This window comes from Sphingobium sp. BHU LFT2 (assembly GCF_018604485.1).
In the GTDB taxonomy this organism is placed as follows: Bacteria; Pseudomonadota; Alphaproteobacteria; order Sphingomonadales; family Sphingomonadaceae; genus Sphingobium; species Sphingobium yanoikuyae_A.
This window is the reverse complement of the sequence record NZ_JAFCGW010000011.1, coordinates 141,630-168,326: the sequence shown is the minus strand read 5'-3', so window position 1 is coordinate 168,326 and position 26,697 is coordinate 141,630. Positions and strand designations below refer to the sequence as shown.

Below are 26,697 nucleotides of genomic sequence, written 5' to 3'. Positions count from 1 at the left end.
GACAGCAGTGGCCTTGGTTGGTCGCGTCGAACCCGGCGCCCAATCTTCCGCAACATGCTGCGGCGGGCTTCTGCGTCTCACTGCTACTCTTCCAAGATTGCGTACCGGTCCAGCACCACCGCAACCGGACACCTCCTGATGATGGGGTCTCGGCCGAACTTCGAACGCATGAGCATCACGGTATCACTGCCGCAGGACGCGATGACACCCTATGCCTGCATCGTCGTCGAGCCGCCCAAAGCGCCAGCGCATTACACCCACCTGACCCGAAGAAATCGAATGGCGCCAATCATTGTGGCCAGTAGTGCCGCCTCGGCCTGCCTCCGGCCCGCATAGCGCCACATCATCCCCCAGAGTCGTTCCTGTGCAGCAGTCCTGCTGTCACTAATCCCATAGGTTGTACGCGCGTCAGCGGGTTAGCTCAATCCGGCTTCAATGAGGTCGCGCCGCTTCATGGGGCCAGCGTATGCCACGGCGCTCGGCAAGAATGCCAACTGTCAGACGCTGGTGTCGGTGACGCTGGCTTCGGGCGAAGTTCCGCTCATGCTGAGCTTGCGGCTGTTCCTGCCGGAAAGCTGGACAAGCGATACCGCGCGCATGGATAAGTGCGGCGTGCCCGCTCTTTTGCAGGAATATCGTACCAAGCCCGAGATCGCGATCGAGGAGGTCGATCGCATCATCGCTGCCGGCGTGCGCTTCGGCTGTGTGCTGGCCGATGCCGGTTACGGGCTGTCGGCTCCGTTCCGACAGGCACTGAGTACACGCGGCCTGCATTGGGCTGTCGGCATTCCCCGGCATCAGAAGGTCTATCCGGCTGACGTGCAACTGATCTTCCCCGTAGCGGGGCGCGGCGACCACGCGTGCGGCATGTACCCGACGTCAAGTCCATGCCGCGCACGCGATGCTCGAAAGCGCGAAGTGGCATCAGGTCAGTTGGCGCAAGGGAACCAAGGGACGGCTTACGGCCCGCTTTGCTGCCATGCGCGTGCGCATTGCCGATGGTGCGCCTCAGCGGATCGGCTCTGCCGGGGCCCAGCACATGCCGGGTGAGGAAGCCTGGCCGGTGGGGGAGCATCGCTCGAATGGTGAGCGAAAATATTATCTCTCCAATCTGCCCGGCGACACTCCGATCAAGGCTCTCGCCGGCGCCATCAAGGCGCGCTGGATCTGCGAACAGGCGCATCAGCAACTCAAGGAAGAACTGGGGTTGGATCCGCAAGCAGACCAGTCTCTCGAGTGTAGATCAAAGTAGAGAGGCCGATGCCTGCCGGCGGTCGAGCGGGGCAACCTCCCGAATCAGTTGCTTGAGCAGGCGCAATCCCGTCGGGAGCTGCCGGCGTCCAGAGTAATAGAGGTGGAAGCCGGGGCCCATTGACGCCCAGTCGCCAAGCACGAGCGTAAGCGCGCCGCTTGCGAGGTGGGGACGCAGGACCGGCTCGGCGCCATAGATTATGCCGACGTCGTTGAGGCCGAAGCCGACGGCGGCATGGCTGCTGTCCACGATGATGGACCCCGGCGCGTCCACCGCCACGGCTTCGGTGCCTCGCTCGAACTCCCAGTGATAGAGTTGGTCGTTGCCCAGCCGGATGCGGACGCAGCGGTGGTGACGCAGATCGTCGGGCGTCGATGGCGCGCCATGTTTCGCAAGGTAGGCGGGTGACGCGGCCGCAACCCAGCGAATGTCGGGCGAGAGCCGCTGCGCGATCATGTCCTCGGGGACGGTACCGCCGTAGCGGATGCCCGCATCGAACCCGCTGGCGATCACGTCCACCATGCGGTTGCTGACGCTGATGTCGACCACGACCTCCGGATAGCGTTCGACGAAGTGCGGCATGACCGGCTCGAGCAGCAGCGCGGCGGCGTCCTCAAGGACGTTGATCCTTATCCTTCCCGTCGGGGCGTCCCGATAGCGGTTCAGGTTCTCCGCCGCATCTCCGATGCTTTCCAACGGTCCCTCGATGGCGGCCCGCAGATCTTCTCCCGCGGCCGTGAGTGTCACGCTGCGGGTGGTCCGGTTCAACAATCGCACGCCGCGGCGCGCTTCGAGCCCCGCCATCGCGTGGCTCAATGCCGACGTCGTCACCCCCATCTCCGAAGCGGCACGACGAAAGCTGCCATGCCTCGCGATGGCCAGAAAGTAGAGGAAGTCGGCAAGATCGGCCCGGCTCAGTTGCATGTGATCCTTTACCATGCCGTTGAGCAGCGTTCATCAGTTCATTGCGCGAGAGAGCGCTAATCCCAGCGGCCCCAATCGCTAAATTGGGATCGGAAGAACTGACTCCAAAGCGAACCGCCAAGGAAAGGCGACGACATGCTGAACGTTCTGATCTCGATCGCCGCTCTCGCGGCGCTGCCCGCCGCCGTCTCAGCACAGGAAGGAAGGACCATGGACATCACCCGCAAGGCAGACATGAAGACCGTTGACGGGCCGGAGGAATATTTCACGGGCAAGGCCACGATCACGGGCCAGTTCCAGCGCGAGGCCCCCTCGCGCGTGACGGGGGCGATCGTCCACTTCGAGCCCGGCGCCCGCACCGCCTGGCACACCCATCCCGCGGGCCAGACGCTGATCGTCACCGAGGGTGTCGGCTGGACGCAGGTGGAGGGCGGACCCAAGCTCGAGTTCCACGCCGGCGACATCCTGTGGTGCCCGTCCGAGCACAAGCACTGGCATGGCGCGACGCCGCACGAGGGCATGACCCACGTCGCGATCCAGGAGGCAATCGACGGCAAGAACGTCACCTGGATGGAGAAGGTGACGGACGAGCAGTACAACGCCCCGCTCGGCAAGGAATGAGCCCGTGCCGCACGTTGTCGTGAAGCTCTGGCCCGGCAAGTCCGACGCGCAGAAGCAGGCGCTCTCGCACGCCATCGTCCACGATGTGACCTCAATCCTCCATTATGGCGACGAGTCCGTCTCGGTCGGCTTCGAGGAGGTCGCGGCGGGCGACTGGCAGGACCGCGTCTATGGGCCCGACATCGAGGACCGCTGGGACACGCTCACCAAGCGGCCGGGCTACGGCCCGCGCGCCGCCAGCCAAGGAAAGGCATCATCATGATCCTGAACGAGACCGCGACCCTGTCGAACGGCGTCGCCATCCCGAAGCTCGGCTTCGGCACCTGGATGATCCCCGATGACGCCGCCGCCCGCGCCGTGCGCGACGCGATCGGTGTCGGCTATCGCAACATCGATACCGCGCAGGCCTACGAGAACGAGCGCGGCGTCGGCGATGGCCTGCGCGCGAGCGGCGTGGCGCGCGACCAGATATTCGTCACCACCAAGCTCGTCGCCGAAAGCAAGAGCTACGCCGATGCCAGGGAGCGGATCGACGGCTCGCTGAAGGCGCTGGGCCTCGATCACATCGACCTCATGCTCATCCACAGCCCGCAGCCCTGGGCCGAGTTCCGCGAGGGCGATCGCTACTTAGAGGGCAACCTGGAAGCCTGGCGCGCTCGAGGAGGCGTATCAGGCCGGCAAGCTGCGCGCGATCGGCGTCTCCAATTTCGAGCGCGCCGATCTCGACAATCTGATCGAGAAGGGCAGCGTCGCGCCCATGGTCGACCAGGTGCTGGCGCATGTCGGCAACACGCCGTTCGACCTGATCGACTATGCGCAGTCGAAAGGCATCGTCGTCCAGGCCTATTCGCCGGTCGCCCATGGTGCGGTGCTGAAGGACACGCGCCTCGTCGAGATGGCGGGCCGGTATGGCGTCAGCGTGCCGCAGCTCTGCATCCGCTACTGCCTCCAGCTCGGCCTGCTGCCGCTGCCCAAGACGCTCAACCCGGCCCACATGCGCGACAACGCTGCAGTCGACTTCACCATCTCCGATGAAGACATGGCGCTGCTGCGAAGCGCCCAGGACAGCACCGACTATGGCGAGGCGAGCAGGTTTCCCGTGTTCGGCAAGAAGCGGCAGGTCGAGCCGGCCGCTCGCGAGGGCTGAGCCATGAACCCGGTCTATGATTATGCCGGCCAGGTCGCGTTCGTCACCGGTGCTGGCTCCGGCATGGGGCTCGCGACCGCTCGGGCCTTCGCCGCCGCCGGCGCGGCGGTGGCGCTTGTCGACGCCAACGGCGCCGCAGTCGCCGATGCGGTCGCTTTGCTGGACGCGAGGGGCGCGCAGGCGATCGCCGTCACTTGCGACGTGTCGGACGAGGCGCAGGTCAAGGCAGGAGTGGAGCGCACCATCGCCGAGTTCGGACGCCTCGACATGGCGTTCAACAATGCCGGCATCCAGAGCGACGCGACCGACCTCGCCGACGTACCGATGGCCGATTACGATCGCATGCTCGCCATCAACCTGCGCGGCGTCTTCGCCTGCATGAAGTACCAGCTCGCGCAGATGAAAGCGCAGGGCTCGGGCGCGATCGTCAACTGCTCGTCGCTCGGGGGCTTCGTCGGCGTGCCGGGCCGTGCGGCCTATCATGCCGCCAAGCACGGCATCCACGGCGCCACCAAGAGCGCCGCGCTGGAATATGCGCCTCACGGCATCCGCATCAACGTCGTCGCGCCCGGCATCATCGACACCCCGATGGTCGCCGACATGAAGAAGGCCGAGGCCGGCGTCATTGAGGACATGATGCGCGACGTGCCGATCAGGCGGCTCGGCCAGGCGGAGGAAGTCGCCGCCGCCGTCCTCTGGCTGTGCAGCCCGGGCGCGAGCTTCGTCGTCGGTCACGCGCTGGCGGTCGACGGTGGCTATGTCGCGCGCTGATCCGCACCGCCCTTACAAGAGCAGGAGCAGCACCATGGAGTATACGCATCTCGGGCGGACCGGTCTGCGGATCAGCCCCATCATCCTCGGCACCATGAACTTCGGCGAGCTCAGCGACGAGGCGATCTCGTTCCGGATCATGGACGAGGCGGTCGACGCCGGCATCAACCACTTCGACACGGCCGACGTCTATGGCGGTCCGCAGAAGCCCGACATGGAGAAGGGCTATGGCGTCTCCGAGGAGATCATCGGCCGCTGGTTGAAGCAGAGCGGCAAGAGGGACCGGATTGTGCTGGCGACCAAGGTCTACCAGCCGATGGAGACCGGGCCGAACGACAAGTACCTGTCGGCCTACCATATCCGCCGCGCGTGCGAGGCGAGCCTGAAGCGGCTCGGGACCGACCACATCGACCTATACCAGATGCACCACGTCGACCCCGCCACGCCCTGGGACGAGGTGTGGCAGGCGATGGAGCAGCTCATCCGCGAGGGGAAGATCACCTATGTCGGCAGCAGCAACTTCGCCGCGTGGAACGTTGTGCAGGCCCAGTATGAGGCGAAGCAGCGCAATCTTCTTGGGCTCGTGTCGGAGCAGAGCCTCTACAATCTGACCCAGCGCACGATCGAGCTGGAGGTCGTGCCCGCGCTGCGCGCGTTTGGCATCGGCCTGATCCCGTGGAGCCCGGTCGGACAGGGTCTGCTTGCCGGCGCGTTGGCAAAGCACGAGGAGGGCCGCCGCGCCTCCCCTAGGCTGGCGGAGCAGCTTAAGAAGCTGCGGCCGCAGGTCGAGGCCTACGAGGCGTTGTGCGCCGAGATCGGCGTGCCGCCCGCGCATGTCGCGCTTGCATGGCTCCTCCACAATCCCGTGGTGACGGCCGCGATCAGCGGCCCGCGCACACCCGAGCAACTGCGGGACACCCTCGCGGCGCTCGACCTCGTGCTCGATGAAGAGACGCTGCGCCGGCTGGACGAGATCTGGCCCGGACCCGGCGGTGAGGCTCCGATGGCCTATGCGTGGTGACCGTACGGGCGCCGGTCTGGTTCGATCCGCTTAGGGAACCGGACCGGGGCGATCGCCCAATTGCGCTTCAATCGCGGCCTTGTCGATGATCGACCACACGCGTCGGATTTTACCGTCCTCATATTCATAGAATACGTTCTCGCAGAACGACACGCGGCGGCCGTTTACCTCCAGTCCCAGAAAGCGGCCCACGGGGGTGCAGTCGAAGGCCAAGCGGGCTGCGACGAGCGGCCCGTCGATGGCCACACGCTCAATGTTGAAGCGGACATCCGGAACCTCGCGAAAATCCCGCTCCAGCATCTTGCGATAGCCAGACAGCTCGATTTTCTCCCCGCCATATTCGACGTCCTCATGGACGAACTGACCCAGACGGTCGAGCTGTCGAGCGCTTAGGCACTCAAGGTACGCGCGATAGGCGCTCAACAAATCATCATGCGTCATCGGCTTTCCCGCCATGTTGCCAGCTTCGGACCTTCAACGCCGCCTTAGCAAACTCGCCCGGCGCTTCCTGCGGGACATTGTGCCCGACAGACAGGGTCCAGTGCTCGTGTGGGCCGGCGAACAACGCGGCGTGATCCGCTGTCCCCCCGGGCTTTAGCGGATCGGCGGTCCCGTCGATGGTGATCGCCGGAACGGTTATGGGAGGACGCTCTGCCAGGCGGTCCTCCAGCGATTGCAGCAGCGGATCGCCGCGTTCGTTGCCGTGCATGAAGCGGTAAGCGCTGATCACGACATCCACGAAATCCGGATTGTCGAATGCCGCGGCCGTCCTTTCGAAGATGGCCTCATCAAACGCCCAATCGGGAGACCATTCGCGCCATAGCGTGCGGCCGAGATCGGCGCGGTTGTTCTCCAGGCAGGATCGCCCACGCTCCGTCTGGAAGAGGTGCTGATACCAGCACACGCGTTCGAGCGTGACACCGAGAGGAGATCTCTGCTGCTTGACGTCGATCACGTCATAGCCGGCATAGGAGATGAGCCCGCCGACCTCCTGGGGCCACAGGGCGGCGGCCGCGCAGCACGCGTTGCCGCCCCAATCGAAGCCTCCGAAAATCGGCCTGGTCAGTCCAAGAGCGTTTGAGAACTGGATCAGATCGAGCGCGCGCGCAGCTTGCTGCCCGTTTCGCCTCGTCTCGCCAGACAAAAAGCGCGTTGGCCCGTACCCACGGACATAGGGTCGGAGCACTCTCGCGCCCACATTCGCAAGGATTTGCGCATCGGCATCGAAGGCATGAACGTCATAGGGATAGCCATGGATGAGGATAACCGGCCAACCGCCGGATGGACCGTCCTCCAGATAGGCTACCCGCAAAAGATCGGTGTCGATGGTTTTCTTCATATGCTGCGTCATCACCTCAATGGCGCGTTACTCGCGCAGGCACTTTCGGACTTTTTCTCGATCAAGTATTCACGCTTGCCTACGTAGAGTAAATTCACGGCAGCCGCGAGGTAGCCGAGCGCGGCCGAACCGGCACCGCCCATCAAGCGTGCTGCAACCGCTTCTTCAGGAATTCGATGAAACGCTGCGTCTTCGCTGGCAGCAGGCGGGTTTCGGTAACGGCATAAATGGGGCGCGCCGCGCCGGCCCATTGGGGCAGAACCCGCCGCAGCCGCCCATGAGCCAGGTCGTCCGCCACCAGTCGTTCCGACAACAGTGCCACCCCGACGCCCAGCAGCGCCATCTGCCGGATCATGGCCATGCTGTTCATGCGGTAATGGCTCGTAATCGCCGGCCTGGCCGTCTGGCCGCCCGATTCCAGCGCCCAATGGGGCATGGTGGACATGGACAGGCACCGATGGGATACCAAATCGTCGGGATGGGCCGGTTCGCCATGCCGTTCGATATAGCCGGGCGACGCGTAGCATTCCGACGGAAGGCGCGCGATGACCCGGCTGATGAGGGACGGATTTTCCGGCGAGGCCATGCGGATGGCAAGGTCGAAAGGTTCGCGCACCAAATCGACATTTCTGGGCGTCAGGTCCAGGTCGAAGCTGATCCCGGGATTGAGCGTCGCGAATTCATGGATGGGCGCGGCCAGATAGCTGGTCGCGAAATCGACGGGCAGGGATACCCGCAGCAGGCCCACGGGCCGGGCCACCATATCGCCAAGTTCCTCGTGAGCGATGCGCGCCTCGTCCACGATCCTGCGGCAGCGCTCATAATAGAGGCGCCCCCCCTCGGTCAGCTCGATCTTGCGGGTCGTCCGGTTCATGAGGCGCAGGCCGATGCCCTGTTCAAGCAGGGCGACCCGGCGCGACAGGGTGGAATTTGGCATACCCAACCCCTGCGCGGCCCTGCGGAAGCTTTGCGCCTTCACTACTTCAACGAAAAGAGCCATGTCGTTCAGGTAGTCCATGATTGCTCCACTAGATGAACAATGTTTTCCATCAGCGGTTCCTTGTCCACGACGATGAGCAATGCGATATCCTGCGCAAGGAAAAGGAGCAACAGAATGGCGGATATCTTCACCCCAGGGCAAGTCGGCGGAATCGAGGTCCGCAACAGGATCGTCATGGCGCCCATGACCCGGTCGCGGGCGCAGCCGGACGGTACGCCCGGCCCGCTGGCCGCCGAGTACTATGCGCAGCGCGCATCGGTCGGTCTGATCGTCAGCGAAGGCACGCAGCCGTCCGATGGCGGACAAGGCTATCTGACGACGCCCGGCATCTACACCTCCGCCCATGTGGAGGGCTGGCGCAAGGTCACGTCCGGGGTCCATGAAAAGGGGGGCCGGATCTTCATTCAGCTGATGCATGTCGGCCGCATTTCCCATCCCGACAACAAGCGGGACGGGGGGCAGGCGGTCGCGCCGTCCGCCATCGCGCCGGGCGTTCCGATGTTCACGGCCACGGGCATGCAGGACATCCCCGCTCCCCGCGCCCTTTCCACCCAGGAAGTGATCGCGTTGATCGACGAATTCCGTCACGCGGCGCGCAGTGCGATAGAGGCGGGCGCGGACGGCGTGGAGGTGCATGGCGCGAACGGCTATCTGGTCCAGCAATTCCTGGCGCCCAGCGCCAATGTCCGGACCGATGAGTATGGCGGCAGCCTGGAAAACAGGGCGCGCTTCGCTATAGAGGTGGTGAAGGCCGTCGCGGCGGAAATAGGCGCGGAGAGGACCGCGATCCGCTTTTCGCCCGGCAACACCATGTCGGGCATCGACGAGGGACCGGAGGGACCCGCCCTTTACCATTATCTGGTCGCCGAACTAGACAGGCTAGGCCTTGCCTATGTCCACCTGATGCATCTAGGAGACGAGAAGCTGCTGGCGGACATTCGCAGGCTCTGGAACCATGCGCTGGTCCTGAACCGTCCCGGTAGGCCGCGTGACCGGATCGGTGCAGACATCGAAGCCGGCGTCGCCGACCTGGAGGCTTATGGCCAAGGGATCCTGGCAAACCCCGACTTCGTCGAGCGCATCCGCCGCGACGCGCACTTGAACGAGGCCGATCCCGCCACGTTCTATGGCGGTGGCGCGCAGGGCTATACCGACTATGACGCATTGGCGGAGGATCGCGCCTGATCCTCTGACCGGGGCGGACACGGCAGCCATTTCCGACCGGGAGGAACGGGTGCCTCGAGGGCGAAGACAAAGCCGCGGGATGTTCCGGCCCCCTTCGGCCAAAATAGATCCCGGTCGTCAAACCTGCATGGCGATGCGAGATCTGGGGAAATCCCACAGCATGGCTCCCTGCCAACTATGGCCCATCTGCTCGCGCTGCATGCGACACCGGCCAGCGCCACTGTCGACATCGCCTATGTCGATCAGGGCTATACCAACGCATGCGCCGCCATTGCAGGCGCCGCTCGTGCCATCACGCTGGAAATCAGCAAGCTGCCCGAAGCCAAGTACAGCTTCGTGCTCCCGTCGGGTCGTTAAGCGATCATTCGCATGGTCAACCCGCTTATGAGACCTGTGCGCGGTTGGGCGTAGACAGGCATGCCAATTGCTGTTTCTACGGGCTCTCCAAGCAGGAGAGCGGCCGTGGTGCAGCGTTCGATTGGTCAGGAGCGATTTGGGTTTTCAGGGTCCAAGCGCACGACGTCATCGCTCGATACGCTGGTATCGCTGATTGATTGGCACGCGGTCGCGGCTCTTCTTGATCCGCTTTATCCGGCCTCCAAAGGTGAGCCCGCCTGGCAATGTTCAAAGCGCTCCTGTTGTCGATCTGGTATGATCTGTCCGATGTGAAGGTGGCTGAGGCCTTGGACGACCGGGCCTCTTTTCGCCGCTTCTGTGGGTTTTCCGCGAATGAGGCGACGCCAGAGCGTACCGCGTTTGTCAGATTTCGCCGACTGCTGGTCGCGCACCAACTTGACCGATCGTTGTTTGAAACCGTGACCATGCAGCTCAAGGCCAAGGCGGTGACGGTCAAGACCGGGACACTGGTCGATGCCACCATCATTGCCCCGGCCAGTGAAGACGATGATGATGCGCGCTGGGTAAAGCACAAAAGAAAACGGGCTGTTCACGGCTTTAAGGCTCACGTGGGCGCCGATGCCGACACCGCGTTGGTTGAGGAAGTCTCCGTCACCTCCGCCAATATCAATGACGGCAAGGCAGGCCCCGGTGCCTTGCCCGACAATCCCGGCGAGGTGTTTGCCGACAGCGCCTATCGCGGCAATCACTTTTGTGATGCCGTGCTGGCAAAGGGCGGCATTCCCCGGATCGTCGCCACCGGCATGTGGGGTCGCGACGAAGCTGAAACGCTCCAAGCACCATGAATGGAATCAACCGATCAATCGCGTGCGCGGCCGCATCGAGAAGATCTTCGGGACATGGAAGCGATGCTACGGCCTGCGCCGCATGCGATGGCGAGGTCTCGCCAAAGCCGCCGTCCAAGTGCGCCTCACCGCCATTGCCGAGAACCTCAAGCGCACGATGAACATTCTCTCCGTTCCAGCATGATATCGCCTCCGACCGCAAAGCGCAGGCCGGATCGATAACCCATCGAATATGTGCGCGATTTCATAGCTCTATGCCCAACCGCGCACAGGTCTCATTAGTCAGCGCGTCCCGTGTAGCCGCGGCTGGTAAATTCGACATGTGTCGGTTACGCTTGTAATGCTGCAATGTGATAACTGTCAGATTAATACGAAGCACTCGGTTGATGCGGTCGGATAGCCCGCTTTGAGCAGAAGGATTGTCATGACTGAAACAAGCAAGATCGTCGTCCTGGCAGGCGCAACGGGCAATCTGGGCTCGCTGATCGCTCACGCTTTGCTGGACAAGCCGGAGGTGCGGCTGCGGGCTCTGGTACGCCCGGCGAGCGCCGGAAAGCTGGCGGCTCTGCGGGAGAAGGGCGTCGAGATCGTGGAGATCGATCTCGATGACGAGACGCGAGGCGAAAAGCTCGCGACGGCGCTGAACGGCGCGTTGTCGGTGGTTTCCGCCATTCAGGGCGGTCCTGAAGTGGTCGTCGGTGACCAGTTGCGGCTGCTCGATGCGGCCAGCCGGGCAAAGGTCCGTCGCTTCATCCCGTCCAGCTTCTCCTACAACATCTTCGGCCTCGGCGACGGCGAGAATATCAACACCGACGACCGCCGCGCCTTCGCCCGTGAGGCGGAAAAGGCTCGCGGCGCGGTAGAGGTAATTCACATCAACATCGGCGCGTTTCTCGATCGGCGCGTCCTGTTCGGCTTTCTCGGGGCATTCGATCTCGACACGGGACAGGCTTTCCTTTGGGGAGACGGCCAGACCGCAATGGACTTCACGACCTATGAGGACACCGCGCGGTTCACGGCTGAGGTGGCGCTCGACGAGGGGCAGGTTCCCAGTGCGTTCGAGGTCGCCGGCGATACGCTGACATTCCACGAACTGGTGAGGGCCTATGAAGAGGTCTCGGGCAAGGCCATCAGTGTCGTGAAGAAGGGAAGCCTTGCCGATCTCGATCGCGAGATCGAGCAGCGCAGGCAGGCTGAACCGCAGAATGTGTATGGCTGGCTGCCGCTGATGTACTGGCGCGGCATGCTGTCGGGCAAGGGCAAGCTTCACGCGATCGCGAACCACCGCTATCCATGGATCAAACCCCAGCCCGTCCGCGATTACATCCGTCAGGAAAGGCTTTGAGAGAAAATTACGCGGGACAAGAGTGGCCGCGTGACGAGCGCCACGCAAATGCGCCGACGTCCAGTTGCCTCATCTAAACTGCTCCCAGCTAATGCCGGGACCGTTACTCCACGCTCTCTCATCCTGATTGTCGCGCGACAAGCCTGCCTGATCTGGCGCATGGATTTGGTGACGGCATCCTGAAACGCTCGGCTGAAGTTTTTCCAGGAGGTGTCAACGATCGGCAACTTGATTGGCAACAGGCAATCCTCTTGCAATCGCTTCCCCATAGCCACCGCCCCGGTCTCAGGCGACAATCGATATTGACGGACGCTTGGCAAGCCAGGCTCGCGACGTTTCCAGTGCCCGATCCGGCGACAACCTGACCGGCTTCCGGCGCGCGAGGTCGTAAACAATCGTACAATATGTCTGGCCTTGCAGAAAACCGAAGTCATCAATGCCTATGACATGGAGCTCGTCATGCCGATCGAAGGCACGCCGCAGTACTACTCGCAGTAGAGCGTCTTTGCTCACGGGCATCATCACGCGATTGCCAACTTCGGATCCAAGCTTGCCGCCGAGCTCCAGCCCGAGATGGTGGACAATTGTCTCAAGCCGCTGAGTGCGTCGGCCATATCGAGCCAGGACGCCGGCGTCGAATTGCTCACAAAAAATGCTGCGACCGCACACAACGGAGCCGCACCAAAACCAGCGTGCGAGGATCGTCGGACGACGCGGCGCCCTGCATGCTGGAGATTCGTCGGCCCGGACGCCCGATCCGGGCAACCACTCGAACATCGCGTGCATCCGCACCGGGCTCTCGGCTACAAACCACCGCGCGAATTTATCGACCGCTCAACCCATGAGGACCTGTCAGACCTTAAGGGGGCAACAACAACAGCTGCAGAAAATCTCACCGTTGAGCAGGTCATTGCGAAGGCAGGCACTGAATCTTGCGATGTAGCCATTTTCCCAGGGGTCTCCCGAGTTAAAATGATAAGGGGCAGTGACCCTCCTCCTTGAAATGACTTCGATATCGAAGTATATAGTCTTTAGCGGTAAAGACGCCGGTTGATAGGTGGTGCTGCAGAGGGGATATCATGGTCACCGTCTTGTTGAGTATGGTTGTTGCGCTAGGCCATGGCTCCATTTTGATCTCGTCGCGGGCAGATTGGGTAGACATGCTGCTGAACGCTTATGATTGCGGAGTTGCCGCCAGATCGAAGGGCGCATGTCGTATCAACAAGAACCGTTCGGCAGTTTCAGTCGCGCTCACACGCCCGATGATGCGCCTCGAGACGGCGATCTTGATAACAGGTCAACGCTTTCAGTAATGCCGCAGTGTGCGCTTCACTTTTTCGTGTTTGGCTCCCACGGGAGCGATCGCGTGAGCGAGAGAGAAAAACTTGATGGCTAGTGAAATTTCTGAGGAGCTTGCGATCTTCCGCCGCAGCGCCAACCGCTTCATTAAGTCGGAGGTTGTGCCCCACCTCTCCCGCTTTCGCGAGCAGCGCTGCGTCGATCGCGAACTCTGGAGAAAGGCAGGAGAGGCGGGCCTTCTTCTGTGTGGGATTCCAGAACCTTGGGGCGCTGGCGGCGATATCCGGCACGAGGTCGTTTTTATCGAAGAACTGGCTCGGGCCGGTTTTCCCGACTTCGGCGTGCCAATACACAGCGGTATTGTTGCCCCATATATCGCCCATTATGGCACCAACGCACAAAAGGATCGTTGGCTGCCAGCGATGGCCGCTGGCGAAAAGGTTGGGGCCATGGCTATGACCGAACCGGAAGGAGGATCGGACCTCCGGGGGATCCGCACCTCCGCGAAACGGTATGGCGACGAGTGGGTAATAAGCGGTGCCAAGACCTTCATCACCAATGGCCATCTCGCCGATATCATCATCGTCGCGTGCCAAACCGAGCCGCCAGGAACCCATAGCGGTCTCTCGCTTATCGTCGTAGAGACCGAAGAACTAGAGGGGTTTCGGCGAGGTCGCAATCTCGAGAAAATTGGGTTCAAAGCGAGCGACACGGCCGAACTGTTTTTTGACGATTGTCGCGTTCCTGCCAGCAACTTGCTGGGTGAGCAGGGCCGCGGCCTACCGTACATGATGCAGCAACTGCCGCAGGAGCGCCTCTTGATGGCCGTTCAGGCAGTAGGGGCCATGGAGGCTGCCGTCGATCTCACTATCGCCTACACAAAGGAGCGTCGCGCCTTCGGACAGGCAGTGTTCGATTTCCAAAATACGCGGTTCAAACTTGCTGAGGCAAAGTCCCATACGACCGTAGCACGCATTTATCTCGACAATTGCATTAACGATCATGCAAACGGCGAATTTTCTGCGACGGACGGCGCCATCGCCAAATGGTGGACCACACAGAAACAATGCGAAGTCATCGACGAATGCCTGCAACTCTTCGGCGGCTACGGTTACATGGCCGAATATCCCATAGCTCACGCATGGGCCGACGCCCGCGTACAGAAGATCTATGCTGGCACCAACGAAATCATGAAGGAGCTGATCGCGCGCAGCTTGTAGTTAGCAATGTATAGCGATTGAATCACCGCTAGGTTCTACACGCGTTGGGTTCTGATGTGCGAGATCGCACCGCAGGCGTTGATTCCGGAGTGTCGGTCGTTCGGTATGAAAGTAATGAAGCAGTGAACATCGATAGTACCGCAGCGGTCGCGAATGCTCGCGTGAAATGGTGCAAAAGTTACGATCCTCGATCTAGATGACGCGTCCGGCAAGGCAATCGTGGCGGACTTGGGTTGCAAGTTCATAAGCGGCGACGTAGCCGATGACGCGAGTGTCGATATCGCACTCGACAAGGCTGAGGAAGCTCATGGCGTGGCGCGCTTCCTGGTCAACTGCGCGGGAGTTGCGCCTGGGGCTAAAACCGTAGGTAACAACAACATCCCCCATTCGCTCGAGACGTACCGCAAGACGATCGAGGTCAACCTAATAGGCACATTCGACGTCATTTCCAAAGTTGCCGCGCGCGCCGTAGCTACAACAGAGATAAAGGGAGAACGTGGGGTGATTGTCAACACGTCGTCAGTCGTGGCTTTCGATGGCCAGATCGGGCAGGCGGCTTTTGCCACCTCCAATAGCGGAGTCGCCGGCATGACGCTGCCAGTCGCGCGTGATCTGGCGCAACATAAGATCCGCGAGATAATGGTTGCCCCGGGCATCTTTCTGACGCCAATGTTGAAGTCCCCCCACAGCAGGTTCAGACACGCTCGGCACACAGGTCCCCATCCAAGCCGCCTCGGCCGCCCTGAAGAATATGGGCAGCTGGTCGAAGCGATTGTGCGGAATCCCATGCTGAACGGTGAAGTGATTCGTTTGGACGGTCCTATACCAATGGCGTGGGGATTTCCGCAACTCGGTTGAACCCGCTCTTGCGAAAGCACTGCGTCGTGGGGCCATCAACTATCAAACCGATCCCTCCGGCTACCCCCTCGGGATTAGCGGCAAGGGTAAGCTGTTTTGGCATTCGCGGCACCGGGAGCATGTCATCGACCTAGGATCGACCGGAAGAGGTGCTTGGCGAGTTGATCACCGGTCTCGGCTCGGCAGTGATGCGGTTCACCAAAATGCCGAGGCCGCTGCTGACCTAGGTCAACGGCCCGCCGGCGCCGGCACTTCCAAAGTCAGGGAAGACATCGCCGCCCATCATATCCGAGGAAAACAGCGAAATTCAGAGGAGCTTGATGCATGGCAAACGCCTATATCGTGGAAGCCGTTCGCACCGCAGGGGGATGCGCCCGTAAAGGGGACTTATCGATATTCACCCAGCCGATCTCGGCGCCACGGTACTTAATGCGCTGGTTGATCGAATCGGGATCGATCCCGCGGCGATCGACGACGTGATTGTCGGGTGCGTCAGCCAGGCCGGCGAGCAGGCGTTCGCATTGGGCCGCAATCTCGTTCTTGTATCGAAACTACCTGACAGCGTGCCGGCTGTAACGATTGACCGGCAGTGCGACTCTTCGCAGCAGGCCATACACTTTGCCGCCCAGGCGATCATGTCAGGCACCCAGGACGTCGTCATCGCCGCCGGCGCCGAGAGCATGACTCGCGTGCCAATGGGATCGAACTTTCAACTGCATGGGTCCGCTGGCATCGGTGTTGGCCCTTGGCCCAAGAGCATCCAGAATCGCTACGGCGTGACTGAGTTTAGTCAGTTCCATGGCGCACAGATGATCGCCGATAAATATGACTTCACCCGTGAGGACATGGACACATACGCGCTGGGAAGCCATGTAAAGGCGGCCGCCGCGATCGACAGCGGCGCGTTCAAGGCGGAGATCATCCCGGTCGTTACGCCGCAAGGTGTATTCGACACCGACGACGGCGTGCGTCGCGGCGGCACTATGGAGGCGATGGCTGCCGTCAAGGAGCTTGAGAAAGGCGGGTCGATCACCGCTGCGAATGCGAGTCAGATGACCGACGGCGCGAGCGCTGCGATGATTGTGAGCGAGGCGGCGCTGAAGCGTAAGACCGTATGTCCGCTGAGCGACTGAGGGCGACCCTACGCTTACACTGTGGTGGCGAGGGCGGCGCAGGTGCCGAGCCTTCGCTATCGCGGAGAAGGTGTCATGGTCGAGCAGAGAGAGGCATTTGTAGGCATTGACGTTGCAAAGCTGCGCAACGCTGTAGCCGTCGCCAACGGCGGACGCATGGGCGAAGTGAGGTATCTGGGCGAGTTCGACGCCGACAAGGCGAGCATGCGTCGCTTGGTGAAACGGCTTGCCGCAAAGCACGAAAGTGTCACCTTTTGCTATGAGGCAGGGCCGACGGGATACGGACTTCATCGTCTGATCAAGTCGATGGGCTTCGAGTGCACGGTCGTCGCACCCTCGCTCATTCCACGACGTCAAGGCGATCAGGTGAAGACCAACCGCCGGGATGCGATCGGACTGGCGCGGCTGTTGCGCGCGGGCGAGCTTACTGCGGTATGGGTGCCGGACGAAAGCCATGAAGCTATGCGCGATCTGGTTCGCGGCCGCTCGGCAGCTGTCGAGACGCAGCGCGTCCATCGCCAGCACATCACGTCGTTCATGCTTAAGCATGGCAGGATCTTCCCACGGAAGAAGACGTGGTCGATGCGATATCTGCGATGGCTGCAGGAACAGCGGTTCGACCATCCGGCTCACCAGATCGCCCTTCAGGAGATGGTCGATGCACTGCGACTGGCCAGCGAGCGGATCAAACGCATCGAAGCGGCGATCGAAGAGTTCCTGCCAGGCTGGTCTCTCGAACCCCTCGTACGCAGCCTACAGGCCCTTCGTGGTGTCGATCTGATCGTCCCCGTCACCTTCGCTGCGGAGCTCGGCGACGTGATGCGCTTCGAGAATCCCAGGCAGCTCATGAGCTATCTGGGCCTCGTGCCTAGCGAACGATCTGCAGGCCGTCACCAAAACCCTCCGCTCAATCTCGAAAAGGGGGCCCTCTCCGACGCCGTGGGGTCGCGTTTGCGGGCCGTTTGACATTCTCGGATGTCGTTTCTAGCTCAGTCGAAAGATTATCGAACCCGTTGTCGGCTTTGGCACGATCATTCCTCAGCGGAAAGGCTGTAAATCGCATGGGACCAATAACGCAGCTCTTGCTTGCCTATCTCGCTATTCCACCGTCCTCAGCCTGGTCGGCAGGAGGTCACCGCGCTTCTTGAGGATTGGATAGGCGGATGCCTCGATAAGATGGCTGCTGACCCGCTTGAGGTCACGCAGCGCATCGAGGTGAAGCGCGCTGGTCTCAACCGTCTCGACATTTCCCGAACGCAGCCGGTCAAAATGCGCCGCCGTCGCATCTTCCTCCAGGCACCGGAACACGTCTTTTTCCGATACGAGCGCGCGTGCTGCCGCGATGTCGCCGCTCAGGAACACGGCAGTTGAATTGTGCAGCGTCTCGCGAAGCCGATCGACCTGTGCGACGAGATCGGCGTTGCCTTCCCTGGAGAAAGCCACGCCGCGCTTGATCCGGCGGCTGGCGATGCCGAGCAGGCCCCGGTCGATCAGGTCGCCGGCCTGCTCAAGATTGATCGAGAAGGTCAGGATTCGAGCGAGCTTTTCGTTGGTGAGTTCGTCAAGCCGGCCAGTGTCGATCGCCAGCAGGTTTTCCTTGATGGCCCGGTTGAGCCGGTCAAGCCGGTCGTCTAGGGCACGGGTCTCCTTTATCTGTCGCCGGCTCGGATTGGCGAGCGCGTCGTGCAGCCCGGCAAGCATTTCCTCCAGCACGTCGGAGAGGCGCAACGCCTCGCGCGTGGCGCCGGCCAGCGCCACGGCGACCGGCGCACCGGCCGCGACCAGCTGAAGATAGCGTGGCGCATCCGGGCTTTCGTCCTGCGGATGCGACGGCAGCAACCGTTCAAGCAGACGGCTGTAGGGCTTGAGCAAGGGGAAAAGCAGCAGCGCCAGCACGAGATTGAAGCCGAGGTGGAAATCGGCGATGGCGCGTGCTGGAGCGCTTTCGATGCCGGTGACGAACGGCGTGATCCACGGATAGACCGCGAGGATCGCCAACACTCCGCCTATCCTCGCCAGCAGATTGCCGAGGGGAAGTCGTCGCGCGGCAGGGTCGTTCCCGCCGCCTTCCACTACTGGATTGAGCGCCGTGCCGACATTGGCGCCGAGCGCCAGGGCGATGCCGCCGGCTACGGTGAGCACGCCATTGGTGGCGAGCGACATGGCGAGCAGGACGATCGCCACGCTCGAATGGGCCGCCCAGGCGAGCGCGACGCCGATCAGCATGATGAACACGATATGGGTGGACAGCGCCTCAAGAAACGCGCGCGTGAGCGGATTGGCGGTGATGGGACCGAGCAGGGCAAGGAACTGGTGGAGCGCGAACAGGATCAGTCCCAAGCCGATGAACACGCGGCCGAAATCCCGCGTGCCGGCTCGCGCGCGGCGGAACAGGAAATAGCCCGCGAGGACGAGGATCGGCGCGACCAGCGAGACGTCGAAGGAAAGCAGCTGGACGATCAGCGTCGTGCCGACATTGGCGCCGAGCATGATCGCGAGGCCCTGGGTCAACGAAACCAGCCCTTCGGCGCCGAAGCCCGTCACCATCAGCCCGGTGGCGGTGCTGCTCTGGAGCAGCGCGGTGACGCCAAGCCCGGCGAAGAAGGCACTGAGGCGGTTGTGGAGGCTGTGCGCCAGGAATGACCGGAGCCTCGCGCCCAGCGCCCGCTGCACGCCGGTCTGGACCATGTGGACGCCCCACAGCAGCAGAGCGACAGTGCCGGCCAGGTCGAGAAGGGTCAGCGTGATGTTCGTCGGTCAGTCCTCATCATGAAGCAGAGGTCGTTAATGTCCTCTCGCACCCATTCGCAGATGGTCCCTTGGACATCTCCTGTCCACATCCTTCTGTCACAAGATCGCCATAGTGAGACGGCTGTTGTTACCAGCCGTGCTGGTCACGCGATTTCGTGGCCGTCGTGCAGACCAGAGAGACGGCCTTGAAACCACGATCCACGTTGGATCAATGTGCAGCGGATTTTCGGTGGATAGGGGACAGCGCCTTTGCGATCTGCTTCGCGCGATAGCGGGCAGTGTGCTTCTGTGCGCTGAAGGCATGCCGGGAGATAGCGACACGAGCAGCCCGTTCGTTGAGTTTGAGTAGCGCATCGCCTTCGAGCGCCTCGCGGGATCAGCTCGTCAAACGCGATGCCGTCGAGCAGCTGCGCCACCCCGACGCTGTCATAGCGCCGCCCTGGAATAAGCCGGAAGTGCACCAGATTGCTCAGCGAGCGCCACCTTGCCACGCATGACCCGGACCACCGAAAGAAGAGCGATGTCCCGGGGATGCAGGCCGACAATATCCGGGAGAAGTTCGCCGGCCTACGGCGCCAGATGCAACGCCTAGGTCGAAGAGGTCCCTGACAAGCAAAATCTCTCTGACCGATCCGGACGCACCGTCGATAGCAACCTTGAGGCGCGGCGCCGGCATGGTCGGATGAATGAGCATTGCCGACAAACCGCTCCGTAGAACTAATCGGCAGCTTCAGTGATGACCGGGACTTTCATCGAATCTCATATGATCGACCGGCCGTGATCGACTTCTGCGGAAATAGAAGCCTGCGGTCACCTATGGTCATGGAATCAGATTCTGAGCTTCAGAAAGGGGGTGGGGACGCTTCAAATTTTCACCTCCAACGTTTGTCGGTATCGGTGGTTGCGAGCCCCCGCAACCACCGATACCGACAAACCAGATCTTCCTGGCGTTTGTCGGTCTCTGTTAGATCGCCCTCCCGCAACCAAACCCACAACACACACACACACGCCGCCTCGGATATCCCCAAGGCGGCTTTTCTGTGTCCGCGTCTTAGCGGCCTCTCTCACTCAACCCCAGTCGCCCGCGCTGACTTCGCCTTGTCGGGCGTGGTGCCCGTGCCGGCGAAGGAACTCAGGCGGAAGCTGAAGCGCGTCGGCGCGCTGGTGGTGCGATAGGCGGCCATGGGCTTGCCAAACTCGCTCCACTGGGTGTCGCCGCCCACGCCCCATTGCGCCGTGTCGATCAGCAGTGTGCCCTGATCGTGCGGCCGGATGTCCGACGATTTCCAGGTGCCCGGCTGGTGCCGGTCGAGATCGGCATAGGGGAAGGCGAGGGCGTTCATCATCATCGGTTGCTCGCCCTGCACGCGCAGGCCAGCGCTGCCGCCTGACAGTTCCATCCAGCGGACATCGACCTTGTTGCCGGTCTCCTGAGGTCGGATATAATCGTGATTCTGCTCCGCCAGCGCGCCGCGCCACAGGCCGATCGGTGCCGACGTCTTGCGATCGACATAGCTTTCATGTGGGCCGCGGCCATACCATTCGATCGTATCGAGATCGGAGGGAAGGCTGAAGGCCAGCCCGATGCGGAAGGGCGGCGGCAGGTCGGGTTTGATGGGGGTGAAGCTGCCGGAGATGGTCACCGAGCCGTCGCCGGCCATGCGGTAGATGCTGGTGAAGCTGGCCGCGCCGTCGCCCAGTTTATAATCGACCTCGACGGCGCGGCTACCGTCGGTCTGGGGCATCAGGCGGATCGCGCTGACCTTGCGCTGCCCGCTTATCCCTTCCCAGATCGCGAATTGCTTGTCGGTGCCGATGCCGATGTCATTGTCGGTCACCGCGCGCCAGAAATGCGGCGCGCCACCCTGCGCCAGCATCCGGCCACCCTTGCTGTAGGAACGGACCAGGCCGCTCGCCCGGTCGATCACCAGTGCCGCGTCGCCGGCGTTGAGGCTGATCGCGCCGCCCTTGTCGCTGATAGCAACGGAGCCGCTGGCGGCGGCGGGCAGGGCCGGCGTGTCCCGTTGCAGGGCGAACTGTTCCCACCCGACCAGCGCATTAGCTTCCACGGCGGGGATTGAGCCGGCTTTGGCTCGGGCGCTGATCGTCACGAAATATTCCGACCCGGCCCGGCGCGGCATGGTTGCGATCGGCAGCGTCATTGCAGCCGCGCCATGGGCGGGGACATGTGGCGCGGCGAGCGACCCACGCGCAACCTCCACGCCATCCTCCAGCAGCGCCCAGTCGAAGCTGAAGCCCGACAGGTCGATGAAATCATGCCGGTTGTGGACGGTCAGGCGGCCGCTCGCCGGACCGAAGCCGTCGAACTGGATCGGTGCGTAGACCTTGCGCAGTTCGTAGAGGGCGGGATTGGGAGTGCGGTCGGACTGGAGCAGGCCGTCGCCAAATTCGATGTCGCCACCCGGATTGGGGCCATATTCGCCGCCATCGCCCCAATAGCGCCGCCCATCCTTGGTGTAGCGATACATGGACTGGTCGACCCAGTCCCAGATGAAGCCGCCCTGCAGCTTGTCGGGATGGGCGTAGATCGCGTCCCAATAATCCTTCAGATTGCCGCCCGAATTGCCCATCATATGGGCATATTCGCACTGGATCATCGGCTGCCGGAAATTCCAGTTGCTGGCGTAGTCGACCAGCTTGGCGACCGGATCATACATGGGCGCATAGATGTCGGCATAGTCATTGGGGCGGTGATCGCCGATCCCGTCCCATGTGCCCCAGCCCAGATAGCTGACCAGCCGATCGGGATCGCGCGCCTTGGTGGCAGCTGCGGCGGCGGCGAAATTAGGGCCTATCCCCGCTTCATTGCCCAGCGACCAGAAGAGGATCGAGGGATGGTTCTTGTCGCGCTCCACCATGTTGGCGACGCGGCTGACATGGGCATCCTTCCAGGCCGGGTCGAAGCCGATCTGGAATTCGGCGCGCCGGTCACCATGTTTGTTGGCATAGTCCATATAGGCGTGGCTCTCGATATTCGCCTCGTCCATGACATAGAGGCCATAGCGGTCGGCAAGCTCGTAGAGGCGCGGATCATTGGGGTAGTGCGACGTGCGGATCGCATTGATATTATTGCGCTTCATCAGCTGGATGTCGCGCTCCATCGATTCCAGCGAGATGACGTGGAAGGTTTCGGGATCATGTTCGTGGCGGTTGACGCCGCGAATGGTGATCGGCTTGCCGTTCACCGTGACGACGCCATTCTGCATCGCCACGGTGCGGAAGCCGATCCGCGCATAGCTGGACTGGATGACCCGCCCCCGCGCATCATAGAGTTCGACCAGCAGCATGTAGAGATTGGGCGTCTCGGCCGTCCATGGCTTCACCTTGTCGACCAGGCCGGTCAGTGTCACGCTGCGTTCGGCCTGGCCTGCGGCAACGGGCTGGCGGCCTTCGATGACGGTGCGATCACCGTCCATCAGCACATAGCGGGCGCTGGTCGCGGCCCCCGGCGTGACCGCGACATCGACCGCCAGCTTGCCGGCGCCCGTCTTATTGTCGAAGCCGGCATGGGCGAAGAAGTCGCGGATGCGCGTCCGGGGCGCGGCCATCAGAAACACCTCGCGCTCGATGCCCGATACGCGCCAGAAATCCTGATCCTCGAGATAGGAGCCGTCCGACCAGCGGAATATCTGGATGGCGATGCTGTTGCGGCCGGGGCGGACGAAGCGGGTGACGTCGAATTCCGACGGCAGCTTGCTGTCTTCGGAATAGCCGACCTTCTGGCCGTTGACCCAGACATAATAAGCCGAGCCCGCCGCCCCGATATGCAGCACGACATCCTGTCCGTTCCAGCCCGTCGGCAGATCGATGTCGCGGCGATAGGAGCCGACCGGATTGGTCGCATGGGGGATTAGCGGCCGGTTGGCGGGGAAGGGGTAGGTTATATTATTGTAGCGGGCCTGGTCATAGCCCTCCGCCTGCCAGTCGGCCGGCACCTTGATCGATTTCCAGCCCGACACGTCGAAATCCGGCTGCTCGAACCCGGTGGGCAATGTGTCGGCATCGGGCGAGAAGGCGAACTTCCATTCCCCGTTCAGCGATAGAAAGCGGTCCGATTGGGTGCGATGGCCGGCCAGCGCGCGGTCCCGGCTCTCGAACGGAAAGGCGGTGGCGCGGGCAGGCAGCTTGCCGATCGCGAAGACGGCGGGATTTTCCCAGTCGGGACGGGCGGGATCGACCTGCACGGGCTGCACCTGCGGCGGCCCGCCCTGCGCCAGCGCGCCGCCCGCCAGCGCCACTGTGCTGACCGCCGCCAGGGTCCAGATCCGTCCGTGCATTGCCATCCCCTTATTTCAACTGGCAGATATCGAGGACGTCCATGTCCTCATAATCGAGATTTTCGCCGGCCATGGCCCAGATGAAGCTGTAGTTGCGGGTGCCTGCACCCATATGCACCGACCACGGCGGCGAGATCACGACGTCCTCATTCTCCATGATAATGTGCCGCAATGCGTCCGGCTGGCCCATATAGTGGAAGATTCTATCCTCCTCTTCCAGATCGAAATAGAGATAGATTTCCGATCGCCGCTCATGGACATGGGGCGGCATGGTGTTCCAGACGCTGCCGGGCTCCAGCCGGGTGAGGCCCAGGCACAGCGACGCGCTCTGGCACAGATGGGGCAGGATCAACTGATAGATTGTCCGTTCGTTGGACGTCTCCAGGCTGCCCCGCTGCATCGGGTTGCTGTCCGCCTGCGACAGTTTGCGCAGGGGAAAGGCGGCGTGCGCCGGGACGCTGAGCAGATAGAAACGCGCGCCGTCACCGCTGAAGCTGACCGCCTGTGACCCCATAGGGATATAGAGCGCTTCATAGCGGGCGAGCCTGTGGTTGGTGCCATCGACGCGGACCATGCCGTCGCCCTTGCCGATATTGACGACGCTCATCTCGCGCCGTTCCAGCAGCGGATGGCCGGCCGCACTTTCCGGTTCGCTCTGGCATGGCAGGTCCAGCGTCCCGACGCCCGGCACCGCGCCGCCGATGATGAACCGTTCGCCATGGGAGTAGGTGAGGGTGATTTCCCCCGCGCGGAACAGGCCGGATACCAGATGCCGGTCGCGCAGATCCTCATTGCTGGCGCCGTCCATCATCGCGGGATGGGTGGCGTAATAGGTTTTTTCGAACATGCCGCTGGTCCTCCCGCGCGTCAGCGTTGCGCGTCGAGCGCGGCCACCGCGGTCGCAGCCATCAGGAAGGCGCCGACGCCATAATATTGGGTGTCGCTGGCGGCCACCTTGTCGGGCCGGTCGCCGACCTGCTGGACCCAGCCCAGTCGGCCGTCGGGCTGGATCGCCTTTTGCAGCGCGGCCCAGCCCTTGCGCACTACCGGTTCATATTCGGCGCGGGGCAGCAGCCCGGCCTTGATCCCCCAGGCGAGGCCATAGGTGTAGAAGGCGGTGCCGCTGGTTTCGGGCGGCGCATTTTCCGGTGCCAGCAGCGAGGGTGCCCAATAGCCGTCCGGCTTCTGCAGCGTCTTGATCTTGGCCGCCATCTCCTTGAACAGCGCTTCCATCCGGCTGCGGTCGGGGCTGTCCTGTGCCAGCAGCGGGAGGACGCGTGCGATGCCGCCGAATACCCAGCCATTGCCCCGGCTCCAGAACTGCTTGCGGCCCTTGTCGTCGCGCCGCTCGAAGAAGCGGCTGTCGCGATAATAGAGATGCTCGGCAGGGTCGAACAGGAAGTCGGTGGTTGCCCAGAATTCCTTCATCGCAAAGCGCATATATCGATCATCGCCGGTCTGGCGCGACAACTCGACAAAGGCGGGCGGCGCCATGAACAGGGCATCGCACCAGCACCAGCGCTTGAGGCACTCGGTCGCGCCATAGCCCTGGGGCGGGATGGCGAAGGCAAGGGTGGTGACCGCCGGCTTGTCGACCACCGTGTCGAACGCGGCGCGGGTCGGCGCCAGCGCATCCTTGCCGGCACCATGAGCTGCGGCCCAGAGATAGGCCTGGGCGATCGCCTGATCGTCGGCGAAATAGAGATTGTCGCCGGGTTTCCAGCCATTGCGCTGGCCCATCGCTAGGATTGCCTCCTTGATCCGAGGTGGCGCGCCGGCGTCGGCGAGGGCGGTCATGCCGACCCAGAACACTGCCTGTTCCCAGCCGCGTGTCTTGCGCGTTTCGTCGGTGGCGCTGGGGATGTGCGACAGATCGTCGAGTCGCGCCAATTGCCAGTCGGCCAGCTTTACCGCCGCCTCGATCGGTGTGCGGGCGGGCTGGGCGGCATGGGCCGGCGCGGCGATGGCGCAGGCCAGCATGATCGGCGCGAAGGAGCGGAAGGTCATGATGCAAGCTCTCCAGTTGGCAAGAGACGGGGACTGATGATGTGGAGCAGCGCCAGCGCCACCAGATAGGCGCTGCCGGCGACGGCGAAGATCAGGGCATAGCTGCCGGTCATGTCCAGCACATAGCCGACAAACTGGGCGATCAGCATGCCGCCGATCGCGCCGGCCGTGCCGCCGATGCCGACCACCGATCCCACGGCGGCGCGCGGGAACAGGTCGGACGGCAGGGTCAGGATATTGGCGGAAAAGGCCTGATGCCCGGCGGTCGCAAGGCCGATCAGCAGCACCGCCGCCCAGAGATTGTCGATTGACTGGACGGTCACCACTGGCAACACCGCCAGCGCGCACGCCAGCAACGTCGCCTTGCGCGCGGCATTGACGCTCCAGCCCCTCGCGATCAGCCGCGACGATGCCCAGCCGCCCAGCACGCTGCCCGCGTCCGACATTAGATAGATGACGACCAGCGGCGGACCGAAGCTCTTGAGGTCGAGGCCGTAACGCTTGCCGAGGAAATCGGGCAGCCAGAAGAGGAACATCCACCAGATCGGATCGATGCAGAATTTGGGCAGCGCATAGGCCCAGGTCTGGCGGATGGTGAACAGGCGCGACCAAGGGATGGGCGCGCTGGCGCGCACCGGATCGCTGCGGATGTAGGCGAGTTCACCGGGGGATACGCGCGCATGATCCTCTGGCCGGCGATAGATGAACAGCCAGGCCGCCACCCAGACCAGGCTGGCGAGGCCGGTGACGATGAAGGCGGCGCGCCAGCCATAGGCGATGGTGATGGCGGGCACGATCAGCGGCGTGGCGATCGCGCCGACATTGGCGCCGGCGTTGAACAGGCCGATCGCCAACGCCCGTTCTTTCTGCGGAAACCATTCGGCCACGACCTTCAGGCCGGCCGGGAAATTGCCGGCCTCGCCAATGCCCAAGGCAAAGCGGACGGCGATAAACTGGGCAATGCCGCTGACCAGGCCATGGGCGGCATGGGCGAGCGTCCAGAAGGTGAAGGCGGCGGCATAGCCGATCCGCGCGCCGACCCGGTCCATGAAGCGGCCCATCGCCAGGAAACCCAGCGCATAGGCGCACTGGAACCAGAAGACGATATTGGCATAGTCGCTCTCGCGCCAGCCAAGCTCGGCCTGCAACACAGGCTTGAGCACGCCGATCATCTGCCGGTCGACATAGTTGATCGCGGTCGCCGCGAACAGCAGCCCGCAGATCATCCAGCGATAGCGGCTGGCCCGATCGCTGGCGCCGGCAACGGCATCATCGATATTATCCGGGGCGGGATGCGGCATGGTCATGATCGTCTCACGAAAAG

At 62.8% G+C, this 26,697-nt stretch carries 22 protein-coding genes and 6 pseudogenes; 17 read left to right on the top strand and 11 right to left on the bottom strand.

Going from position 1 to position 26,697, the window contains the following annotated elements:
* Positions 1-453: 453 nt before the first annotated feature.
* Positions 454-1,213, top strand: a pseudogene (locus tag JQK15_RS19030) (IS701 family transposase); the annotation flags it as partial.
* Between the two features lie 30 nt (positions 1,214-1,243).
* Here JQK15_RS19030 and JQK15_RS19025 read toward each other — a convergent pair.
* Positions 1,244-2,176 carry a LysR family transcriptional regulator gene (locus tag JQK15_RS19025; RefSeq protein WP_214866905.1) on the bottom strand — a complete coding sequence of 311 codons (933 nt, stop codon included), beginning with the start codon at positions 2,174-2,176 and terminating at the stop codon, positions 1,244-1,246.
* A gap of 135 nt (positions 2,177-2,311) precedes the next feature.
* Between JQK15_RS19025 and JQK15_RS19020 the strand changes: the two genes are divergently transcribed.
* The 6 genes and pseudogenes from JQK15_RS19020 (at position 2,312) to JQK15_RS18990 (ending at position 5,736) form a co-directional block, all read left to right on the top strand.
* Positions 2,312-2,797 (top strand): (R)-mandelonitrile lyase, encoded by a 486-nt coding sequence (locus JQK15_RS19020; RefSeq protein WP_251007859.1) that lies wholly within the window; start codon positions 2,312-2,314, stop codon positions 2,795-2,797.
* A gap of 4 nt (positions 2,798-2,801) precedes the next feature.
* On the top strand, positions 2,802-3,059 hold the full coding sequence (locus JQK15_RS19015) for a tautomerase family protein (protein ID WP_214866903.1): 258 nt from the start codon (positions 2,802-2,804) through the stop codon (positions 3,057-3,059).
* A pseudogene (locus JQK15_RS27510) lies at positions 3,056-3,370 on the top strand (aldo/keto reductase); the annotation flags it as partial. The gene JQK15_RS19015 and the pseudogene JQK15_RS27510, both read left to right, overlap by 4 nt.
* 100 nt (positions 3,371-3,470) lie before the next feature.
* A pseudogene (locus JQK15_RS26960) lies at positions 3,471-3,944 on the top strand (aldo/keto reductase); the annotation flags it as partial.
* Between the two features lie 3 nt (positions 3,945-3,947).
* Positions 3,948-4,715: an SDR family oxidoreductase gene (locus JQK15_RS18995; protein ID WP_021235843.1), complete on the top strand. Its 768-nt coding sequence runs from the start codon at positions 3,948-3,950 to the stop codon at positions 4,713-4,715.
* A gap of 34 nt (positions 4,716-4,749) precedes the next feature.
* The gene (locus JQK15_RS18990; RefSeq protein WP_214866899.1) at positions 4,750-5,736 is read left to right on the top strand and encodes an aldo/keto reductase; all 987 of its coding nucleotides are present in this window, start codon (positions 4,750-4,752) and stop codon (positions 5,734-5,736) included.
* A gap of 30 nt (positions 5,737-5,766) precedes the next feature.
* Here the strand turns inward: JQK15_RS18990 and JQK15_RS18985 are convergent, their stop codons facing one another.
* From JQK15_RS18985 to JQK15_RS18970, 4 genes are all read right to left on the bottom strand, one after another.
* On the bottom strand, positions 5,767-6,177 hold the full coding sequence (locus tag JQK15_RS18985; protein WP_214866897.1) for an ester cyclase: 411 nt from the start codon (positions 6,175-6,177) through the stop codon (positions 5,767-5,769).
* Complete coding sequence (locus JQK15_RS18980; protein WP_214866895.1) at positions 6,167-7,075, bottom strand: alpha/beta fold hydrolase; 909 nt, start codon at positions 7,073-7,075, stop codon at positions 6,167-6,169. The genes JQK15_RS18985 and JQK15_RS18980 overlap by 11 nt, the downstream gene beginning before the upstream one ends.
* A gap of 142 nt (positions 7,076-7,217) precedes the next feature.
* Entirely contained in the window at positions 7,218-8,075 is an 858-nt protein-coding gene (locus tag JQK15_RS18975) for a LysR family transcriptional regulator (RefSeq protein WP_251007869.1), read from the bottom strand.
* 5 nt (positions 8,076-8,080) lie between these two features.
* Entirely contained in the window at positions 8,081-8,251 is a 171-nt protein-coding gene (locus tag JQK15_RS18970; RefSeq protein WP_214866943.1) for a hypothetical protein, read from the bottom strand.
* On the opposite strand from JQK15_RS18970, the gene JQK15_RS18965 reads away from it, so the two are divergent.
* The 5 genes from JQK15_RS18965 to JQK15_RS18945 all read left to right on the top strand — a co-directional run bounded on the left by JQK15_RS18965 (position 8,250) and on the right by JQK15_RS18945 (position 11,807).
* On the top strand, positions 8,250-9,260 hold the full coding sequence (locus JQK15_RS18965; protein WP_251007868.1) for an alkene reductase: 1,011 nt from the start codon (positions 8,250-8,252) through the stop codon (positions 9,258-9,260). The genes JQK15_RS18970 and JQK15_RS18965 overlap by 2 nt on opposite strands.
* 177 nt (positions 9,261-9,437) lie before the next feature.
* Positions 9,438-9,617, top strand: a complete 180-nt coding sequence (locus tag JQK15_RS18960) for a hypothetical protein (protein ID WP_214866893.1) — start codon at positions 9,438-9,440, stop codon at positions 9,615-9,617.
* 263 nt (positions 9,618-9,880) lie between these two features.
* Positions 9,881-10,462, top strand: a complete 582-nt coding sequence (locus JQK15_RS18955; RefSeq protein WP_214866891.1) for a transposase — start codon at positions 9,881-9,883, stop codon at positions 10,460-10,462.
* Positions 10,463-10,484: 22 nt separating this feature from the next.
* On the top strand, positions 10,485-10,646 hold the full coding sequence (locus JQK15_RS27505) for a transposase (RefSeq protein ID WP_214866889.1): 162 nt from the start codon (positions 10,485-10,487) through the stop codon (positions 10,644-10,646).
* Positions 10,647-10,886: 240 nt separating this feature from the next.
* Positions 10,887-11,807, top strand: a complete 921-nt coding sequence (locus JQK15_RS18945) for an NmrA family NAD(P)-binding protein (RefSeq protein ID WP_214866887.1) — start codon at positions 10,887-10,889, stop codon at positions 11,805-11,807.
* 285 nt (positions 11,808-12,092) lie between these two features.
* Here the strand turns inward: JQK15_RS18945 and JQK15_RS18940 are convergent, their stop codons facing one another.
* A complete protein-coding gene (locus tag JQK15_RS18940; RefSeq protein WP_214866885.1) occupies positions 12,093-12,584 on the bottom strand; it encodes a hypothetical protein in 492 nt (163 codons plus the stop codon).
* Between the two features lie 302 nt (positions 12,585-12,886).
* Between JQK15_RS18940 and JQK15_RS18935 the strand changes: the two genes are divergently transcribed.
* From JQK15_RS18935 to JQK15_RS18915, 5 genes and pseudogenes are all read left to right on the top strand, one after another.
* Positions 12,887-13,120: a hypothetical protein gene (locus JQK15_RS18935; protein WP_214866883.1), complete on the top strand. Its 234-nt coding sequence runs from the start codon at positions 12,887-12,889 to the stop codon at positions 13,118-13,120.
* A 75-nt stretch (positions 13,121-13,195) separates the two neighbouring features.
* Positions 13,196-14,326, top strand: a complete 1,131-nt coding sequence (locus JQK15_RS18930) for an acyl-CoA dehydrogenase family protein (RefSeq protein ID WP_021235857.1) — start codon at positions 13,196-13,198, stop codon at positions 14,324-14,326.
* Between the two features lie 177 nt (positions 14,327-14,503).
* Positions 14,504-15,184 (top strand): annotated as a pseudogene (locus JQK15_RS18925) (SDR family NAD(P)-dependent oxidoreductase); the annotation flags it as partial.
* A gap of 324 nt (positions 15,185-15,508) precedes the next feature.
* Positions 15,509-16,311: pseudogene (locus JQK15_RS18920) on the top strand (acetyl-CoA C-acyltransferase); the annotation flags it as partial.
* A gap of 81 nt (positions 16,312-16,392) precedes the next feature.
* Positions 16,393-17,206: pseudogene (locus JQK15_RS18915) on the top strand (IS110 family RNA-guided transposase); the annotation flags it as partial.
* Positions 17,207-17,415: 209 nt separating this feature from the next.
* On the opposite strand, the gene JQK15_RS18910 reads toward JQK15_RS18915, so the two are convergent.
* The 5 genes from JQK15_RS18910 to JQK15_RS18890 all read right to left on the bottom strand — a co-directional run bounded on the left by JQK15_RS18910 (position 17,416) and on the right by JQK15_RS18890 (position 26,680).
* Entirely contained in the window at positions 17,416-19,059 is a 1,644-nt protein-coding gene (locus JQK15_RS18910; protein ID WP_285236586.1) for a Na/Pi cotransporter family protein, read from the bottom strand.
* Positions 19,060-20,132: 1,073 nt separating this feature from the next.
* On the bottom strand, positions 20,133-23,366 hold the full coding sequence (locus JQK15_RS18905; RefSeq protein WP_214866879.1) for a glycoside hydrolase family 2 TIM barrel-domain containing protein: 3,234 nt from the start codon (positions 23,364-23,366) through the stop codon (positions 20,133-20,135).
* A 10-nt stretch (positions 23,367-23,376) separates the two neighbouring features.
* Complete coding sequence (kduI, locus tag JQK15_RS18900) at positions 23,377-24,213, bottom strand: 5-dehydro-4-deoxy-D-glucuronate isomerase (protein WP_214866877.1); 837 nt, start codon at positions 24,211-24,213, stop codon at positions 23,377-23,379.
* Between the two features lie 20 nt (positions 24,214-24,233).
* Positions 24,234-25,373, bottom strand: coding sequence for a glycoside hydrolase family 88/105 protein (locus tag JQK15_RS18895; RefSeq protein WP_214866875.1), 1,140 nt, complete (start codon positions 25,371-25,373; stop codon positions 24,234-24,236).
* Entirely contained in the window at positions 25,370-26,680 is a 1,311-nt protein-coding gene (locus JQK15_RS18890; RefSeq protein ID WP_214866873.1) for an MFS transporter, read from the bottom strand. Before JQK15_RS18890 ends, JQK15_RS18895 begins: the two co-directional genes overlap by 4 nt.
* Positions 26,681-26,697 lie beyond the last annotated feature (17 nt).

Excerpts from the sequence above, each read along its gene's own strand:
- JQK15_RS19025 (WP_214866905.1), bottom strand. The coding sequence starts at position 2,176 with ATGCAACTGAGCCGGGCCGATCTTGCCGACTTCCTCTACTTTCTGGCC.
- JQK15_RS19020 (WP_251007859.1), top strand. The coding sequence starts at position 2,312 with ATGCTGAACGTTCTGATCTCGATCGCCGCTCTCGCGGCGCTGCCCGCC.
- JQK15_RS18995 (WP_021235843.1), top strand. The coding sequence starts at position 3,948 with ATGAACCCGGTCTATGATTATGCCGGCCAGGTCGCGTTCGTCACCGGT.
- JQK15_RS18990 (WP_214866899.1), top strand. The coding sequence starts at position 4,750 with ATGGAGTATACGCATCTCGGGCGGACCGGTCTGCGGATCAGCCCCATC.
- JQK15_RS18985 (WP_214866897.1), bottom strand. The coding sequence starts at position 6,177 with ATGACGCATGATGATTTGTTGAGCGCCTATCGCGCGTACCTTGAGTGC.
- JQK15_RS18980 (WP_214866895.1), bottom strand. The coding sequence starts at position 7,075 with ATGAAGAAAACCATCGACACCGATCTTTTGCGGGTAGCCTATCTGGAG.
- JQK15_RS18975 (WP_251007869.1), bottom strand. The coding sequence starts at position 8,075 with ATGGCTCTTTTCGTTGAAGTAGTGAAGGCGCAAAGCTTCCGCAGGGCC.
- JQK15_RS18965 (WP_251007868.1), top strand. The coding sequence starts at position 8,250 with ATGGCGCCCATGACCCGGTCGCGGGCGCAGCCGGACGGTACGCCCGGC.
- JQK15_RS18970 (WP_214866943.1), bottom strand. The coding sequence starts at position 8,251 with ATGACGATCCTGTTGCGGACCTCGATTCCGCCGACTTGCCCTGGGGTG.
- JQK15_RS18960 (WP_214866893.1), top strand. The coding sequence starts at position 9,438 with ATGGCCCATCTGCTCGCGCTGCATGCGACACCGGCCAGCGCCACTGTC.
- JQK15_RS18955 (WP_214866891.1), top strand. The coding sequence starts at position 9,881 with ATGTTCAAAGCGCTCCTGTTGTCGATCTGGTATGATCTGTCCGATGTG.
- JQK15_RS18945 (WP_214866887.1), top strand. The coding sequence starts at position 10,887 with ATGACTGAAACAAGCAAGATCGTCGTCCTGGCAGGCGCAACGGGCAAT.
- JQK15_RS18940 (WP_214866885.1), bottom strand. The coding sequence starts at position 12,584 with ATGTTCGAGTGGTTGCCCGGATCGGGCGTCCGGGCCGACGAATCTCCA.
- JQK15_RS18935 (WP_214866883.1), top strand. The coding sequence starts at position 12,887 with ATGGTCACCGTCTTGTTGAGTATGGTTGTTGCGCTAGGCCATGGCTCC.
- JQK15_RS18930 (WP_021235857.1), top strand. The coding sequence starts at position 13,196 with ATGGCTAGTGAAATTTCTGAGGAGCTTGCGATCTTCCGCCGCAGCGCC.
- JQK15_RS18905 (WP_214866879.1), bottom strand. The coding sequence starts at position 23,366 with ATGCACGGACGGATCTGGACCCTGGCGGCGGTCAGCACAGTGGCGCTG.
- kduI (WP_214866877.1), bottom strand. The coding sequence starts at position 24,213 with ATGTTCGAAAAAACCTATTACGCCACCCATCCCGCGATGATGGACGGC.
- JQK15_RS18895 (WP_214866875.1), bottom strand. The coding sequence starts at position 25,373 with ATGACCTTCCGCTCCTTCGCGCCGATCATGCTGGCCTGCGCCATCGCC.
- JQK15_RS18890 (WP_214866873.1), bottom strand. The coding sequence starts at position 26,680 with ATGACCATGCCGCATCCCGCCCCGGATAATATCGATGATGCCGTTGCC.